Here is a 16,629-nt window from a genome sequence, read left to right as displayed (position 1 = left end):
AGCTTGAGACTCGCTTGAAACTCGATTCGATTAGACTTCCGGATACGTAATGACTTTCTTGAAGCCGACGGAAATCCAGTCACCGGAATGTAGCTCCTTCACGGCATCCCGCGGTTGAAAGGCCCGAATAACACCATATTCCTGTAATTGAATCGATACTTCGGCATAGTGGCCTAGAACCATAATCTGTTTAACGATGCCGGGTAAACCCTCTTGTTCTTGACTCGACATGATGACATCTTCAGGCCGGATTGCCAGCCATCCCCCGCCGGACAACGATTTCGAATTTGGAAATCTCAACTTCCCTACCATGACTTGGCCTTCCGAAATCACCCCTTTCAAAAAGTTCATCTTGCCGATAAATTGGGCGACATACAGCGAGCTAGGCTGATCGTATATCTCTTGCGGGGAAGCGATTTGTTCGATCTTGCCGTGATTCATGACGACGATGCGGTCGGATATCGACAACGCTTCTTCCTGGTCATGCGTGACGAATACCATCGTGAGGCCGGTCTCTGCCTGAATCTCACGCAGTTCCTCCCGCATCTCATGCCGAAGCTTAGCATCCAGCGCAGAGAACGGCTCATCTAGTAGAAGAACGGCTGGCTTCAAGAGCAAGGACCTGGCAAGCGCGATTCGCTGCTGCTGTCCCCCCGATAGCTGACCGGGATATTTGTTCTCGGCGTCCGGCAAGCGAACAAGGTTCAGAACGTCTTGGACCGCCTTACGGATGTCGGCCTTCTTCATCTTGCGTATTTTAAGACCGAATGCCAGGTTATCGAACACCGTCATATGCGGCCATAGATTGTAGCTCTGAAACACCATCGAAGTCGGACGTTTCTCCGGCGGGGACTTGAGCACGCTCACGCCTTCGATGAGAATATCGCCGGAGTCCGGTTCGAGAAACCCTCCGATGCTGCGCAGCACCGTTGTTTTACCGCAGCCGGAAGGACCAAGCAGCGTTACGAGCTCCCCCTTACGCACATCAAGCGAGATTGAAGTTACACCTTCTCCGGTGCGGTAACGTTTCGACAACTGTTGAACGGAGAGCTGGATTTCTCGGTTTTCCGGAGCTTGCTTAACGTCTTGAATGCTCTGAACCATACTCATAACGGCCTCCTAAGTCACGCGATACTTGATTTGTTATTTCAACGTAAACCCGCTGGACATGACGTCCGCGCTTACGAATCGTTTGGCGGCGAGCAGCAGAATAATCGTCGGTGCGGTCAGTATGATGGAAAACACCGCGCCGGCGTATGCCGGATAATCGCTGATAATGGAATACATGACAATCGGCATCGTTTTGTAATTCGGAATACCAACCAGGAACGTTCCCTGTGCTTCATCGAGCGAGTTTAGGAATGTGAAGATCGAGGCGACGATGATGCCGGGCAATGCCATTGGCAAGGTGATTTTGACAAATACCCGAATCGGTCCGGCTCCCACGTCTCTCGCTGATTCTTCCTGCGCTTGATGTACATTCCGGAAGGCGGCGGTCGGAATCCAAGTCATGAACATGAGCACGTTAATCATATGGATCAGGACAACGCCAAGCAGCGTATTCATCAAGCCGAGCTTGTAGAAAAGCACCGCGATTGAGACGTACAGCCCCATCTTCGGAAATGCATGGGTCAGCAGAAACGAGAATAAGAAGAACCGACTGAACGGGAACCGAATGCGTGCGAATGCATAAGCTGCCGGGATACATAGCACGATGGACAGTCCGGTTACAATTGACGCGATCAGGAAGGATAAGCCGATGGATTGCGGGATGTCCTCTTGTTTGAAGACGAAAGCCCACCATTTCATGGACCATTGATGCGGAATAACGTCCGGATAGTTCCATTTTCCGGTGAAGGCGAGAATTGCCAAGTTCAGCAGCGGTCCAAGAAAGAAGATAACGAAGATGACAAGCACAATGAATTCAATGATTTTTCGTGTTCCAAGTGCCTTGAAATACCAACGCATGAAGGGTTATCGCTCCTTTCAGAATGGATAGCTGGTTATTTGGTTGACTGTCTGATAATCAGCCGCGGGGTCAACTGCTTGGGTTGTTCAATGTGTAGTTCTTGCCGAATCAGTTGGTCTAAGAGCCGGACAGCCTGGGTGCCCATCTCCCCCGTATCTACCTTGACTGTCGTCAAGGATGGCGAGAACATTGTCGCGAAATCCACGTCATCGAACCCAATCACAGACACTTGCTCCGGAATTCGCACTGACTGCTCCAGCAGAAATTTCATCGCGCCCATAGCGAGCATGTCATTAGTGGCGAAGAGCGCCGTATATCCGTCTTCCCGAAATTGACCCCATTGTCGGCTCATGATCTCGTATCCTTCTCCGAATGTCGAAGTTGCCGCGGATTGAATCGCCGCATCTGTTTCTTGAATACCGGACTGCCTAATAGAAGTCATGAACCCCTTCAAGCGTAAATGATGACTTCGATGACTCTGAGGACCGGCAATTACGAATATTCGTTCATGACCGGTTTGCGTCAAGTGCTCGGCGACCATCCTGCCGCCTTCTTCGTCTTGATTCACGATATGGATGACACCATCAACATCTGTCGAGCCGTTCACCATGACAAATGGGATGCCGAAGTTCGTGATATGATCAATGACATTCTGCTGCAGCCGGCTTATCAGAATGAGCCCATCCACCCGTTTCTCGATCATGAAGTCGGCCGAACGATACGACATATCGTGGTCCGTTGTAACGAAGATCGAATAGTTCAACCGTGCTGATTCCAATAAGACGGCATCGACGATTTTGCCATAGAAGGGATGCGAAGCAATCGGATGATCTCGTCTATACAAGAGTAACCCAATGTTATGCGTCCTTTGCGACACCATAGCCCGTGCGACTGCATTCGGTTTATATTGCAATTCCTCGATCAGCCCAAGCACCTTATCTCGCGCTTCCGGACTGGAATATCCCTTCCCGGAAATAATCCTCGAAACGGTAGATTTGGACACCCCGGCTCGCCGGGCGATTTCTTTGATGGTCGGATTATCCACGATGCACTCCCCTTCACAGCTGTGAGACCGTTCCCACATGGGAACGTTCCCATGTGTATAGATTAATGAGCAGATGTTTCTACTGCGTTAAATCAAGCCTAAGGATTTGTAAACCTACGGCTATAAATGTCTAAGAAAATGTAAAAACCACCGAAATCTATCCTGATTTCGGTGGTTTTGTGTAAAATGTAAATTTACTGACTACTAATTTCTGCACTCCTCTTATAACGATGCTTGTATAAACGCCTGCATCCTCGAACGAACGGTCATCGTCTGATACAAATACGTAATCGTTCTCGATGAAGTGATATCCCCGTTATAGTTGATGACGGATGACGTCAATTGCGCATCCATAAGCTTAGATTCTTTCAGAGTACGAATAAATGTAACATCTGCCGGTGCATGCTCGCTGTCGAAAATAATGCACCACTCCGCCTTTGCTTTCCCAAGTGCCTTGTGCAAGGCGTAGTTAATCGAATGATTGACATAATAAAAGATTCGAATGCGAGAATCATCAAACAACTCTATGATTTCTTCAATTTCTCTTTGTGTCGTTAGACTGACGATGATCAGCTCGAAGTTAGTTTCGTACTGGTCGATGATGTTTCCAAGCGCCGAATGCGCACGAGCTACTTCGCCAGGTTTCACTATGAACAATGCGCTAAACAATAGCGGTTTGCTTCGTCTCTGGCGCGTTTCATAATGGGCCTTGTGAACCTCGTTCCAGCATAAGCGGTGCTTTGAAATATCGTTTGCGATGTGGGTAGACAAGCTGAACGGAGAATTAATCCGATAATCCATCAGCTCTATAGGTACGTACTTAATCTCGCAGTAATCAGTCATTCGCAGCCAATAATCGTAGTCTTGAATATATTTAAACCGATATCCGTCTACGAGTCGGCAATACTCCGCACGGTGAATAAACGAAGGCCCGATAATACAGCCATCGAGCAGTGCCTCCTTGGGACGATTCTGCCAGCTGCGCAGCGTACGGAGAAAATCCGGGGTATGAGCGGGGTCGCCGTTTTCGAAAATTTGATTGAAGCTGCTGTACACGATGCCCACATTGGGATCCGCCCGATCTAATTCGTTTACTAATGTACCTAAGAATTGCCGGTAATAGATGTTATCCGTCGATACCCAAGTCAAGTAATCGTAACCTTGGTCCATTAAGATTTCAAAGCCGTAATTCAGTGCAAATGCGACGCCTTGATTGAACGGATAGGAAACGATTGTTACCCGGGGATCCCCCACGGTGCATTCTTGAATAAGCGGCAGCAGCTCTGGCGCCCCATCGATAACAATCAGGAAGGTAAAGCTTCGGTATTGTTGATTACGTATGGTTTGAATCGCCTTTCGGATGTGAGCTTCGTTCTGATAATAAACCGGCATCACAACGCCGACTTTCGGCATGCTCATGCACCTCTTCCCTTTATAGTAATCTATGAAAGAATCACCATGTCCGAGATAGTCAGAGCGCACATTTATTCGAAAAACCTTCTAAGCTTAAATCGAGATACAAAGAAAAAGCAATGAACCGCGGCTCACTGCTTCCTTAAACGCTATTGTTCTGCTGCCGGTTGTTGCTTCAACTCGGCTAGTGATGATTCGATCTCCGCCGTTAACGTCGGATCGAGATACTGAGGCGCGGACCGTTTAGCCGGCGTGTTGAAATGATTCATGGCCGCAAGCTCCGCCTCGATCATCAGCACCTTCTCCTCCGCCCGGGCGAATCCTCTGCCAATGCCGTCCGTCTGAAACGATACAACACTTTGGTTCAGCTCCTTCAGGGAGCTTGCCACATTAACCCGGGATTCGAGCAGTAGGCGGCGATGATTGTACTCCTCCGATTGCACCAGCAGCTGGGCAATACGCTCTTCCAGCACTTTGGTCTGATCCTGGATCGTTGCGTACTGCTCGCGGTAGACGGCCAGCTTCTTCTCCTGCAGCAGCTTCTCCTGCAGCGCCAGCTTCGCGATCTGATCCTCGCCTTGGTCCACCGCAAGTCTCGCTTGGCGGCTCCGTTTCTCAACTGCCGTCTCGGCATTCGCAATCAGCACCGCTTGCCGCTTCTCAATAAACAGCTGGTGAGCAAGTGCTCGCTGCCCCTTCTCAAGCTCGACACTAAATTCCCGCATATATTGATTCACCATATGGAGCGGCTTCTCGCACTTATCGATCAGACCGTTCGTTTCGGCTAGAAACACATCTTTAATACGTTTGAAGATCCCCATCTTATTTCGACTCCTTTGTTTGGTTTTGCTGCATTTCCCATTGGTCCAGGAAGTCCGATGCCGTCGGTATGTTTGCAAGCACATTCGCCCCATCTGCGACTCTGGGCTTCTTGCCTCTCCTGCTCATCCAGAACAATAAAAGTCCGACGATCAGAATGATTCCGCCTACCGCTACGCCGGGGCTAATACCATTCTCATGATCCCGATCGATGTGTATGCCGCCCTCTCGGAACACCGGCACCGGCGGCGCTGGCACAGTCATAGCTTCACCGCGTAATGCCGGCATAGCCCCGACCTCGCCACCTCTTATCTCAACCTTCATGTCGTCTCCAGGTCTGCCATGAAACTCCTGACTCACCCTTACAACTTTCAATGCATCACGCCCGTGTTCACCGGCCACTACACTTAAACCGGCTCCGACAGCTACGATGATGACGGATACCAACAGCGCTTTCTTCACCCAAGGTCTCACGCGTCTCACGCTTAATCATCCTTTCCCTACAGTGATCTTGTCTCTACAGTACCAACTATATAGGGCAATGGTAAAAGTACGGTAAAAAAATAATTCCCTTCCTCTTCATCGTCCTAAGAGAAAGGGATGCTCGCCTTCATCGTATGCTAGACAGGAAACTCTACCGAGAATGTGCTTCCTTTTCCCGGCGAACTCTCGAGAACAACCGAACCACGGTGGGCAATAACGATTTGCTTCGCAATCGCGAGGCCAAGCCCCGCGCTGCCTTCTTCACGAGAGCGATGCTTCTCGACCCGGTAAAACCGGTCGAAGATGCGAGGCTGATCCGCTGCGGCAATGCCGATACCGCTGTCCCGGACAATGATCCGCCACTGCCTTGGGTTGGGGTCAAGACCAACGTCGACCTTCCCATCTTCAGGCGTGTATTTGATCGCATTATCCAGCAAGATATAGACCAGCTGCTTCAATCGCTCCGGATCGCCCTTCACGGTCAGCGTTTCCGGCAGCATCGTCCGCAGTTTAATCCTTTTCTTCTGAGCAACACCTTCGAAAGCAAGCACCCATTGGCGGAGCTTAGGCACAATGTCGAAAGCGCTCATTTCGAACTCTACTGAGCCGACATCGGACCTTGCGAGCATCAGCAAATGCTGCACCATACGGCTCATTCGGCCAATCTCTTCCTTCATATCCGAAACGACTTCCTTCGAATACGGCGTAATGGTATCTTCGTTCTCCAGTTCAATCACATCGAGTGACGTGTTCATAATGCTAAGCGGAGTCCGGAGTTCATGAGAAGCATCCGCCAGAAACTGCTGCTGCTGCTTGAACGTTTGCTGAATCGGAATCATAGCTTTACTGGACATGGATGAACTGAGTTTGACGGCTGCAATGATGAAAATAATTAGAATAACGATGAACACGATGAGCAGATTCCGGAGGATATCCCAATAAAAGGTGACATCCTTCGCTGCAAAGATCGTCGCCGGTCCATTCGTCGTCATAATCGGATGCGCGCCAACGAAGAGCAGCCGATCATCCGTTCGAATCAGAAGATCCCCGTAGCGTCGCTGCAGTTCGGGCAGCCAGCGTAACCGGAACGTATCCCCTTCGGGCTGCCACTCTTCAATTTCCGCCAAATTGCGGTCCTTAAGCTCCGGAATAGCATCGCTCTGAGCAAGCACTTGACCACGATTATCCAGCACATAGAAGAAAAACAAATCATCGCCGCGGCTGTTCTCCAAATCCGGAACGACAACGCGGCCGTCCTCGGTCGCAAACATGGTCTTGCGAAGCGAATTGCTCTGCTCTTGGTAAGCCATGATCATGAAGAAGAGCGATACGATGATCGAGAATAACACCAGAAACAGAATAATGAGCCACGTATAAGTAACCGTGAGCTTCCTTTGTGTGTATTGGAATAAGTCTCGCTTCTTTCCCTTCTTAAGCGTCCATTTCAAACCGGTAGCCTACCCCCCTGATGCTGTGAATGACCGGCTCCTTACCGGAATCGTCCAGTTTGTCCCGGAGCATCTTCACGGTAACATCGACATTTTTGTAGGAAACATCACTGCCGAGCCCCCAGATGCGATTGAGAATCGCCTCTCTCGTCAGCACATTGCCGGTGTTCTGCAAGAAGAAATCAAGCAGCTGATACTCCCTCGGGCTAAGCAGAATCTCCTCGCCGTCTCGCGATAGCTGATGTGAGGTACGATTAAGCGTAAAATGCCTGAACGTCACAATATCCAGCTTCCTCGGGGCAAAATTCCGCCTTGCCAGCACACGGAGACGAGCGAGCAGCTCATCCATCTCGAAAGGCTTCGTCAGATAGTCATCGGCTCCTGCATCGAGGCCGAAGATTTTATCTTGCAGTGAATCCTTAGCCGTCAGGAGGACGATGGCTTGTCCGTAATTGTCGCCTCGCAGTCGTTTGCATACGTCCACACCATCCATGAGCGGCATCATCCAGTCCAGGATGAGCACATCATAAGCCGATCCACGGGCATAATCGAGCGCATCCTCCCCGTTCTCCACCCAATCAACGTGATAGCCGCCTTTCTTCTCTAACATATATTTGACAAGCTTGCCGAGCTTCTTATCATCTTCCGCCAATAGAATATTCACATTTACGCTCCCCGCCGCTACATCCGAGATAATAGGTTAGTATACCAAACAAACGGTTAAAATACGGTAAAAAAATAACCCTATCCGCTAGATTGGCGAATAGGGTCGTGAATTACCGTTCAAGAAGCTCCAAAGCATTCAGCAGCCCTTGCATATAGCCGACGGCATGCGCACGCGCGCGATGTCCCCATGCTGAATCATTAATGACATGTGGCACGTGATCATCCATTATGAATCCAGTGAATCCCGATTGTTTCAGTTCCCGCAAAACTTCAGCCGGATGATAATTTCCTTCTCCCAGGAAGCACTCCTGAAACTTCGGCATAGTGCCCTGTACGTCGCGAAAATGCACGTAAAAGATTCTATTTCTCGGGCCGAAATACCGTATCATCTCCATGACATTAGCGGCTCCGTAGACCATCTCCGAACAGCAGCCAAGGCATAAATTAAGCCCCCATGCGTCGCTATTAGCGATTGACTCGGCTTTCTTGAAATTCTCCACTTTATAGAAAATTCTAGCCGTTCCGTCAAGCATGGCAACCGGCGGATCGTCAGGGTGTAACGCAAGCCGCACACCTGATTGTTCGGCTACAGGAAGCACAGCCTTCAAGAAATAAGCATAATGCTCCCACATGACCGATTCGTCCGGGATTCTCACTTCACGGTTGGAAGCATATTTCACCTGGTTGACGCCGTTTGCTGCAACCGCGAGATCGAAAGCCGTACACATGGCTCCGCCCCTGCCCGGCTCCGAGGATGTCCGCCAAACAAAGTTCGGCATAAAGTGGTGGCCCAGTATCGGGATGCCGGCATGCCCCATATGACGGATAATGCTGCAATAATTCTCAATTTGCTCATCCCTGCCAGGCAAACCAAGCATGATTTTATCGTAGAAGCGGATGGGGACATTCTCGATGGATTCCAGAAACAATCCATTATCATCGCAAGTTTTCTTTAATGCAACCAAATCCTCCAAATCCCAGCTGCGTTCACCAGGAAGATTCGGTGTGTTGAGCTGAACGCTCGTTACACCTAATTGCTTGGCAAACGTCATGGTTTCTTGCGTCAGCTCTTGCATTTGGCCTAAGGCAATCCGCATATTCATCGTTATCCCTCCGCGGCGATTTATCATCGAACAAGCTCAATAGTACAGTGTACGAGCAGGTGAGAGAGTTCATGTCTATCGACATTATCTAATCTATTATCACAAGAAGCTTTTTCGGCAATTCATATATCAATCTCATACTCTCCCATGGAAATGATAGGGGACTGATACTTTATTTTCTCCATTTCTTACTTTTAATTGTTCGGGTAAGTAAGTCATGAATTTATTTGCAGATTCAAGATCCAACCACTTAACTTCTATTACTTCGTCATCCGGGTCTGAGATTTTCATTTCGCCACCCACGATTTTTGCCAAAAATGTAAATAGTAATGCATGGTGCCCCCTTTCTGTAAATAACGCTTCCCTGACTGAGTAAAGTCCGGTAATTTCTATTTCATAACCCGACTCTTCTTTAGTTTCGCGTTTTACAGCTTGTTCCAATGTTTCATCTGCTTCAACGGCACCCCCTGGAAAACTCCAGTACGAAGAGTCCTCTTTTTTATTCAAAACCAATAATATTTGTTTATTTGAATCATCGTAAATTAATGCGGAAGCTACATTCACTCTTATCAAAAGAAAACACTCCTCAAATCCATAATAGTTGGGATCAATAGCAAGTAAGATTGACTGATCAAGACGCTCCGATCTGTGAACATCTCTCAATGGAATAAAGATTGTATTCCTCCGTCTTATGAAAACCCAGTTTCTCAGCAAGTCTCCCGGAAGCTTCGTTTCCAGACGAACAGTCCCAATACGGAGACAGCTTCCTGTTTCTTAGTTCCCGAATGCATGCTTGTGCAGTCCAGTAAGCCAGCCCCTGCTGCCGGAAAGGCTCCAATGTTTTAACGCCGAGTGTATGCGTTTGTCCGGCCACAAATCCAGAGTAGCAAAGGCTTGCAATCCTGTTCTCCTGCAGTGCACAATAGGCAACGCCATGCTCTATGAACTGATCAAGACTCCCCCAGAAACCGAGCAGTTCCGACTTCACGAAATCAAGGTTATTCATCCGGCTAGAACCTAGCCAATCGCTAGTCAAACGTTCCACTTGAACGAACGGCTGCGGAAATTCAATGAGGGTTTTTCGATTCTCGCTCTGCTCATGCCATTTATAGATCAGTTGGGTTGATTTCTTTAAGTTCCTGCGGGCAAATTGCCGCTCAATTACGCCATTCCATCCGTCATGCATGCCTGCCACTTCAAATCTGCTGTCCACAAGCTGGAAATCAATATAGTGGTCCAACGCATGTAGAAATGGCACATTGGTTTCATCGCCAAGCAGAAAAAACCCTCCAAGCCCTTCCGCCCATAGCAAAGCTGAAGCCGGATGATTCGGATCGTCAGTCACGATCCATCCACTATTGATGGTATCAACAACCGCTTCAACTTCCGGAAATTGAAATCCAGCTGCGAGCATAGGCCGTAAGCGGGAGTAGTCCTTTTTCTCCAATACGTGCAGCATTTAATAATCACCTCGTCATCTTTTAACTATCATTCCCCGTCGTGACTGCTCAGGAAATGAATAAACAGTGCAGCCTTATAAACGAAGTCTAAAATGACTGTATGCACCTAATATACAACAACAACTAACGTCGTTGTACTAGTGTTCTCCGTTACAACCATCTTGTTGTAGCTGTCTTGTCCTGTATGGTATGATCAAATAAAAATGGAAGAAGGGATTATCTATGAACGCCAAAACACACCTTCGCCACGAACGTTTCAATACGGCTCATAACAACCATAATCAACGAGTTGCAGAGTTTCATAAACGACACGCTGCTCAAATTGCAAGCGGCGATAATGGTACCGGCTTACTAGCCAGATGGGAAAGATTCGTTTATAACAAAGCACTGGAAATAATAAAAACAATCAAAAAGTAACGATTTAGAGACTGCTCACTTGGGCAGTCTCTTATTAATCAATTTGCTGGTTAAATTACGCTGCAAATTATACTCCCATTAACACAGCAAGGCTGCCAGTCATTAATCCTGGCAGCCTCGCTGTCGTTTATCGTCAATAATTCTTCCTCAGCCGCGACCCAGCGTAACGGTGATCGTTCTCTCGCCGGCAGCGACCGGCTGCCGTTCCTCCAGCAAGATGCGATACATGTGGTCGCCCCAGTTTCTTCTCAGTCGGCTATCCATGTAATCGATTTTCTCGATTCGCACACGAAGATGCTCGGCGTCGTAACGGATGACCGCCTGCTTGCCGGGCGCGTAAGTCAGCAGAATCCTGTCGTTGCCCTCGCCCCCGATTATAGGCTCGCTCGGAGTAATCAACGAATGGAACATTTCCGACGGAGCGCCGTCCTTCATGGTAAATACATCACCGACTGTCACAGCGGGGACGCCGTCTCGATCCAGTCGAACCGTACGCTCCCAAGCCGCAATGCCTGCTTCCTCCGGATACGCGCCTGCGATGTCCATTCGAAGCTCGGAGCGGCCGCCTTGCTGCGAATATTCCGCATAGTGGGCCTTGTACCGCCCGCCGTCTTGCTGCAGAACCCCGCGCACCGTTGGCAGGTTATGGTACTGCGATTGCAGATACCATAGTTCATAGCGCCGATCGCTGAACGTCTGCGCCTTGTATTCCTCAGTGCCTAGATCTACGAGCAGCGGATAGCCATCGGCGAACACGAGGAAACCGCCGACGTCATTATGGTTATGCGCTTCCACATTGTTGCCGCCTTTGGCCGCGACGTACAAGCCTTGCTCGGTGCCTTCATGCTCCCTTGCGGTCATTACTTGGGTAACGCTGAACCAGGCGTCCCGCAAATAAGGCGCCTTCGATTCTTGCGCGAGCCTCTCTTTCTCGATGAACAAATCCCGTGCATAGCCGTATAAGTTAAACCAAATTCGCGTGCTTGCATCGCCGCTCGGCGGCAAGCTGGCGCCCAGACGGACGAGCGACTCATCCCCCGCGCTAACGCCGTAGCGATATACACCACCGCCTGCCGGATTCGCCTTTGCATCGCAATCGGCGAAAGCGACGTAATATTCGCCATGAATGTGTACTTTGGGCATATAAGCGCCAATATCCTTCACGATCTGTTCCCCGAATATATCGAAACGTCCTTGTGACGCCAGAGACAGCATTTCCAAACATTCATATAAACCGCCCCCCGACGCACTCCAATAAGACGGTCCTTCGTCACAGCAGCCGTCTGCCGGATAAGTCGCAATGAACGCGTCGAGGCTTCTCATCACTTTGGCAATTCCCGCGCTTCTGACCTTCGGGTCTTCCTCGATGAGCAGGAATCCAGCCAGCACCGGGCCGTTGCACCACGGATTCCAGTTGTTGATCCGCTCGCCGGGAGTGAACCCCTGCCACCAGTAATCGTCGTGCTCAAGGTAAGGAATCAGCACACGCTCCTTCGTCTCCCGGACGATGCGCTCGTTAATTCGCGGGCTGATTGCGTCGAACTTGCTTCCAAGCAAATAGCGGGTCCATAGGAGCAGCCGTGCCGTTTCCGCAGATGACAGCTCGACTCCGTATTCTTTACTGCCAGGGATGCTCTCTTGCTTATCGAATTCCTTCCAGTGGCTGCGATGGCCCGGGGGCACCCAAGTCGTCTCCTCGCAGATGGCGAAGATCCCGTTTAAAATTTGATCAACGTATTTGCCTTCACCTTCCATGCATTCAGCGATGACGAGAATGCCGAGCACGCTTCTCCGTTCAAAATAGGCGAGACTTAGGCGCGACAAGTCGCCGCTCGTCCAATAGGCGCGATAGTCCGATACCTTAAGTGCCGGCCACCCATAATCCGCATAACGGTCCGCATGCCGCAGCCAACTCTCTCTTTTCTCAGCAGAGATCGATCCCCAGGATTCGCGGTCCTCCGCCTTCGGGAACGGCGCGTAAGGCCCTTCTCCGAAGCCAAGCTCCTCAAGCCGCGCCGAACCATATCGTTCATATAACATCGTTTGATCTCCTCCCAGTTCTAATAAGAATCAAAGAAAACCGCCCTACTCCGAAGAAAAGGACGGCTTAGCGGGCAATGCCTTACTCCTTGACGCTTCCAAGCGTGATGCCGCTCATGAAGTACCGCTGCAGGAACGGATAGACGCACAGTACCGGCACCATGCCGAGAAAAATTTGGGCCGCGCGCACCGAGCGATCGTTCAACTGCGATAATAATAGAATCATCGAGGGGTCAGATATGGAGGACATATCCATCCGGACGACAATGGTCTGTAAGTAGCTGGCAAGTGGATAGTGGATCGGATCGTTCATATAGATGAGCCCATTGAACCATTCGTTCCAGTGCATGACGATCGCGAACAATGTTACCGTTGCAATAGACGGCATCGAGAGCGGCACGATAATGCGCCAGAGCGTCTGCCAATGTCCGGCGCCGTCGATGTACGCAGACTCCGACAGCTCCTTCGGTAAACCTCTGAAGAAGTTGAGCATTAGAATGACATTGAATACCGGAAGCGCCCCAGGGAGCACAAGTGCCCAGACACTGTCCAGCAGATGCAGATTACGGACAACCATATAAGATGGAATTAATCCGCCGGAGAATAACATCGTGAAGACGAAGAACCAGGCGTATCCCGTCCGAAACTTCAAGTTCGCCGCTTCCTTGGACAGCGGATAGGCCGTAAGCAACGTTAACAGCATGTTAATGGAGACGCCAAGTGCCACGCGCTTTGTCGATATCCCCATCGAGATCAGAAACTCATGCTTCTTCGCAACAAACTCGTACGCCTTCGTAGTGAAATCGACCGGCCATAAGGTAACTTTGCCCGCTTCGATCGCTGCGGCCGAGCTTAAGGAAACGGAGAAGACGTTAATCAAAGGCAGAAGACATATTAGAGACAAAACCGCAAGCATCGTATAGTTGAAACCTACGAACACCTTGCGACTCCATGAGTAGGGTTGAATCATAACAATCCTCCTTGCGACTTATCAGAAGATACGATAATTTGCGAAACGGTAGGCCGCGAGATAAGACAACGAAATGAGGATGAGCGAGATTACCGACTTGAACAGTCCGATGGCGGTCGCCACTCCATATTGGGCACTGGCCAGTCCGATCCGGTAAACGTAAGTGTCGAGAATGTCGCCGGTTGAATAGACGGATGGGCTGTACAGGTTGAAGACTTGGTCAAAGCCGGCGTTCAGAACGTTGCCGAGCGCGAGTGTTGTAAGCAATATCGTGATCGGAATGATCGCGGGAATCGTTACGTTAAGCGTTTGTTTCCAGCGGTTAGCCCCATCCAGGACGGCGGCTTCGTACAGCGACGGATTTACTGCGGTAATGGCAGCCAAGTAGACAATCGTTCCGAAACCGAATTCCTTCAATACGTCGGTTCCCGCCAGCACGTAAGGGAACCATTTATCGTTACCGAGGAAGAACACTTTATCGAATCCCAGCCACGAAATGAATTGATTCACGATCCCGGATGTCGGGGAGAGCACATCCAGCAAGATGCCCGCCATAATGACCCAAGATAGGAAGTGCGGCATGTAGACGATCGTTTGGACGGTGCGCTTGAAGTACTTGATCCTGATTTCGTTCAGTAGAAGCGCGGTGATGAGCGGCGCGAACAAGCCTCCGACGATTTTCATGAATGCGATGAATACCGTATTCCTTAGAACATCCCTTGTTTCGGACAAGTGATAGATATACTTGAAATGTTCGAATCCGACCCACTCAGAGTGAAAAATCCCTTTAACCGGTATAAAATTCTCGAATGCGATGACGAGGCCGACCATCGGGCCATAGCTGAATATCAGCGCAATAATCAGACCCGGAACCAGCATCAGATGCAGCGGCCATTCCAATCCCCAATTTCTGCGGCTCAATCGATTCCCCTCCTGCCATGATACAAAGAAGGGATAGCGGCTAGCGGTTAGCCCCTACCCCCCTCATAAGTCTTATCGAACCTGACCGCTTGCGTTGACTTCGTCGAGAATCTCCTGACCGCCTGATTTCAGCCAGTTTGCCGCCCACTCGTCGAAGTAATCAAGCGGCTTGGAGCCCATGATGATTGAGGTGATCATCTTAACTTCTTCGTCGCGAAGCGAAGGACCTTTGGCGATCATCGTCGTTGTCGGATTGCCTACATACGCCGATTGGAAGACCAGGTTATTGTCGCTATACTTGCCCAGGAGGCTGAAAACCCCGTCAGTTGTCCAAAGTTTATTCGCAGCCCACATGTCCTTGTCGCCGGCTTCGAATTTGGCCACCTGATCGTAATATTGCTTCTGTTCGTCGTTCAATGCCGACGTGTCGCCGGATTGCTTAGCAGCTTGAACCGCGATAGCTGCCTTCGGATTGTTGCCCGGTGAGCCTCCGCGGACCGGTGAAAGACCGAAGACGCCATAGTTTTTGTCGCCTACCGTAACCGTGTGGTAATTTTTGTCGAAATGTCCGTAGAGCTTTTCAATATACGTATTCAACATCAAGATCGGAGCTTCCGGATGCTCGGCCTTCTTGCTTACGACATAGAAGTGCGAAGGTAATCCGGTCATGCTCTGCGAGAGCGCAGGCTTATCGTCGGACGATACGAGCGGATAGATGCCCCAATCCGCGCCAAGATCTTTGTACATATTATTGATCGGCCATGTCGGCACCCAGAACGCGCCGAACGACATGCCGACTTTGCCGGATGTGACGAGTTCTGCGGACTTCATGCCGTCGATGACGCTAAATTCCGGATAGATCGCTCCTTGCTTGAAGAGGTCGGCCAGCTTACCGAGAGCGGTCTTCACTTCCGGTTGCGTGTCGGCCCACTGTGCCTTGCCGTCCGCGCCTACCATAAAGTTCAGATTCGTAGCCGATCCCTTGGTCGGATTAAACGGATACGCATGGTAACCGTTGAAGAAGCCGTCAAGACCGGACCAACCATTGAATAAGTTTAAGTCGAGGCTTAATCCGTACGTATCGTTCTTGCCGTTCTTGTCCGGATCGTTCTTCGTGAACGCCAAGGCGATATTAATGACATCTTCCATCGTCTTCGGCGCTTCAAGCCCCACATTGGCCAGCCAGTCTTTGCGAATATAGATGAGTTGGGTATCCGTGATATCTCCGCCGTCAGACGGAATACCCATGAGTTTGCCGTCCTTCGTTGTTGCCGCCTTGAGCCTCACGCTGTTGTTTGCTTCCATCGAGCCCTTCGTCAGATCGGAAGCGTATGTGTTAAAGGCATCGGTCAAATCTGCAATAGTGCCGGCTTCTACGAGAATCTGGAACTGCTGTGCGTCGACTTCCATAAAGTCCGGCATATCGCCGGATGCCATCGTTACGGCAATCTTGTTCTGATACTGCGCATCATTTACTTTCCAGACGTTCTTCAGATTAATGCCAAGATCTTCTTGGAACGTCTTGATCCAAATGTTGGAGTCGAGCGAATCGCCTGGCGGCAATTCCGCGGCCGAATTGACTGCGCGGACCGTCGTGACTTCGATCGGCGGATTGTATTTGCCGGTCGGGCCGTCCGGTGTGGTTGCTGCTTGGCTTGCGTCTGCATTTCCACTTGCATTCTCGCTTGCATTTTTACTTGCATTAGTACTTGTACTTGTGTTAGTCGAACTGTTGGCATTAGAAGCTGTGTTGTCTTTGTTGTTGTCGCTACATGCTGTTACGGCAGTCATGATAAGCAGTAATGAAATTATTGCCGAGCCTTTTACTTTCGCTTTCGTATTTGTCGACATCAGCTGCTTTCCTCCCCTATATCC

16 protein-coding genes are annotated in these 16,629 nt (G+C 50.0%); 1 reads left to right on the top strand and 15 read right to left on the bottom strand.

Annotated features, from left to right (window positions below; translation table 11 throughout):
- Positions 1-30: 30 nt before the first annotated feature.
- The 11 genes from AC0YN4_RS02540 to AC0YN4_RS02490 form a co-directional block, all read right to left on the bottom strand.
- Positions 31-1,110: an ABC transporter ATP-binding protein gene (locus AC0YN4_RS02540; protein WP_475835037.1), complete on the bottom strand. Its 1,080-nt coding sequence runs from the start codon at positions 1,108-1,110 to the stop codon at positions 31-33.
- A gap of 33 nt (positions 1,111-1,143) precedes the next feature.
- The gene (locus AC0YN4_RS02535) at positions 1,144-1,968 is read right to left on the bottom strand and encodes an ABC transporter permease (protein ID WP_090975376.1); all 825 of its coding nucleotides are present in this window, start codon (positions 1,966-1,968) and stop codon (positions 1,144-1,146) included.
- A gap of 35 nt (positions 1,969-2,003) precedes the next feature.
- Complete coding sequence (locus AC0YN4_RS02530; RefSeq protein WP_475835036.1) at positions 2,004-3,014, bottom strand: LacI family DNA-binding transcriptional regulator; 1,011 nt, start codon at positions 3,012-3,014, stop codon at positions 2,004-2,006.
- A gap of 222 nt (positions 3,015-3,236) precedes the next feature.
- On the bottom strand, positions 3,237-4,433 hold the full coding sequence (locus AC0YN4_RS02525) for a glycosyltransferase family 2 protein (RefSeq protein ID WP_475835035.1): 1,197 nt from the start codon (positions 4,431-4,433) through the stop codon (positions 3,237-3,239).
- Positions 4,434-4,576: 143 nt separating this feature from the next.
- A complete protein-coding gene (locus tag AC0YN4_RS02520) occupies positions 4,577-5,248 on the bottom strand; it encodes a PspA/IM30 family protein (RefSeq protein ID WP_475780885.1) in 672 nt (223 codons plus the stop codon).
- 1 nt (position 5,249) lies between these two features.
- Positions 5,250-5,729: a hypothetical protein gene (locus tag AC0YN4_RS02515; RefSeq protein ID WP_475780884.1), complete on the bottom strand. Its 480-nt coding sequence runs from the start codon at positions 5,727-5,729 to the stop codon at positions 5,250-5,252.
- A gap of 137 nt (positions 5,730-5,866) precedes the next feature.
- Positions 5,867-7,177: a sensor histidine kinase gene (locus AC0YN4_RS02510; protein ID WP_475780883.1), complete on the bottom strand. Its 1,311-nt coding sequence runs from the start codon at positions 7,175-7,177 to the stop codon at positions 5,867-5,869.
- Positions 7,161-7,841, bottom strand: coding sequence for a response regulator transcription factor (locus tag AC0YN4_RS02505; RefSeq protein ID WP_475780882.1), 681 nt, complete (start codon positions 7,839-7,841; stop codon positions 7,161-7,163). Before AC0YN4_RS02505 ends, AC0YN4_RS02510 begins: the two co-directional genes overlap by 17 nt.
- Before the next feature lie 112 nt (positions 7,842-7,953).
- Positions 7,954-8,946 (bottom strand): mannonate dehydratase, encoded by a 993-nt coding sequence (locus AC0YN4_RS02500; RefSeq protein WP_475780881.1) that lies wholly within the window; start codon positions 8,944-8,946, stop codon positions 7,954-7,956.
- 135 nt (positions 8,947-9,081) lie between these two features.
- Positions 9,082-9,510: an NUDIX hydrolase gene (locus tag AC0YN4_RS02495; protein ID WP_475781016.1), complete on the bottom strand. Its 429-nt coding sequence runs from the start codon at positions 9,508-9,510 to the stop codon at positions 9,082-9,084.
- Positions 9,511-9,577: 67 nt separating this feature from the next.
- Entirely contained in the window at positions 9,578-10,405 is an 828-nt protein-coding gene (locus tag AC0YN4_RS02490; RefSeq protein ID WP_475835034.1) for a GNAT family N-acetyltransferase, read from the bottom strand.
- Positions 10,406-10,628: 223 nt separating this feature from the next.
- Here AC0YN4_RS02490 and AC0YN4_RS02485 point away from each other — a divergent pair, with 223 nt between their 5' ends.
- Positions 10,629-10,823, top strand: a complete 195-nt coding sequence (locus AC0YN4_RS02485) for a hypothetical protein (RefSeq protein ID WP_475835033.1) — start codon at positions 10,629-10,631, stop codon at positions 10,821-10,823.
- A gap of 147 nt (positions 10,824-10,970) precedes the next feature.
- On the opposite strand, the gene AC0YN4_RS02480 is transcribed toward AC0YN4_RS02485, so the two are convergent.
- The 4 genes from AC0YN4_RS02480 to AC0YN4_RS02465 form a co-directional block, all read right to left on the bottom strand.
- A complete protein-coding gene (locus tag AC0YN4_RS02480; RefSeq protein WP_475780878.1) occupies positions 10,971-12,863 on the bottom strand; it encodes a heparinase II/III domain-containing protein in 1,893 nt (630 codons plus the stop codon).
- An 82-nt stretch (positions 12,864-12,945) separates the two neighbouring features.
- Positions 12,946-13,833 (bottom strand): carbohydrate ABC transporter permease, encoded by an 888-nt coding sequence (locus tag AC0YN4_RS02475; RefSeq protein WP_475780877.1) that lies wholly within the window; start codon positions 13,831-13,833, stop codon positions 12,946-12,948.
- A 21-nt stretch (positions 13,834-13,854) separates the two neighbouring features.
- Complete coding sequence (locus tag AC0YN4_RS02470) at positions 13,855-14,754, bottom strand: ABC transporter permease (protein WP_475835032.1); 900 nt, start codon at positions 14,752-14,754, stop codon at positions 13,855-13,857.
- 72 nt (positions 14,755-14,826) lie between these two features.
- A complete protein-coding gene (locus AC0YN4_RS02465; protein WP_475835031.1) occupies positions 14,827-16,605 on the bottom strand; it encodes a type 2 periplasmic-binding domain-containing protein in 1,779 nt (592 codons plus the stop codon).
- Positions 16,606-16,629 lie beyond the last annotated feature (24 nt).

This window comes from Paenibacillus sp. J22R3, assembly GCF_056269305.1.
The sequence above is the reverse complement of the archived record's forward strand: the minus strand, read 5'-3'. Positions and strand labels throughout refer to the sequence as shown.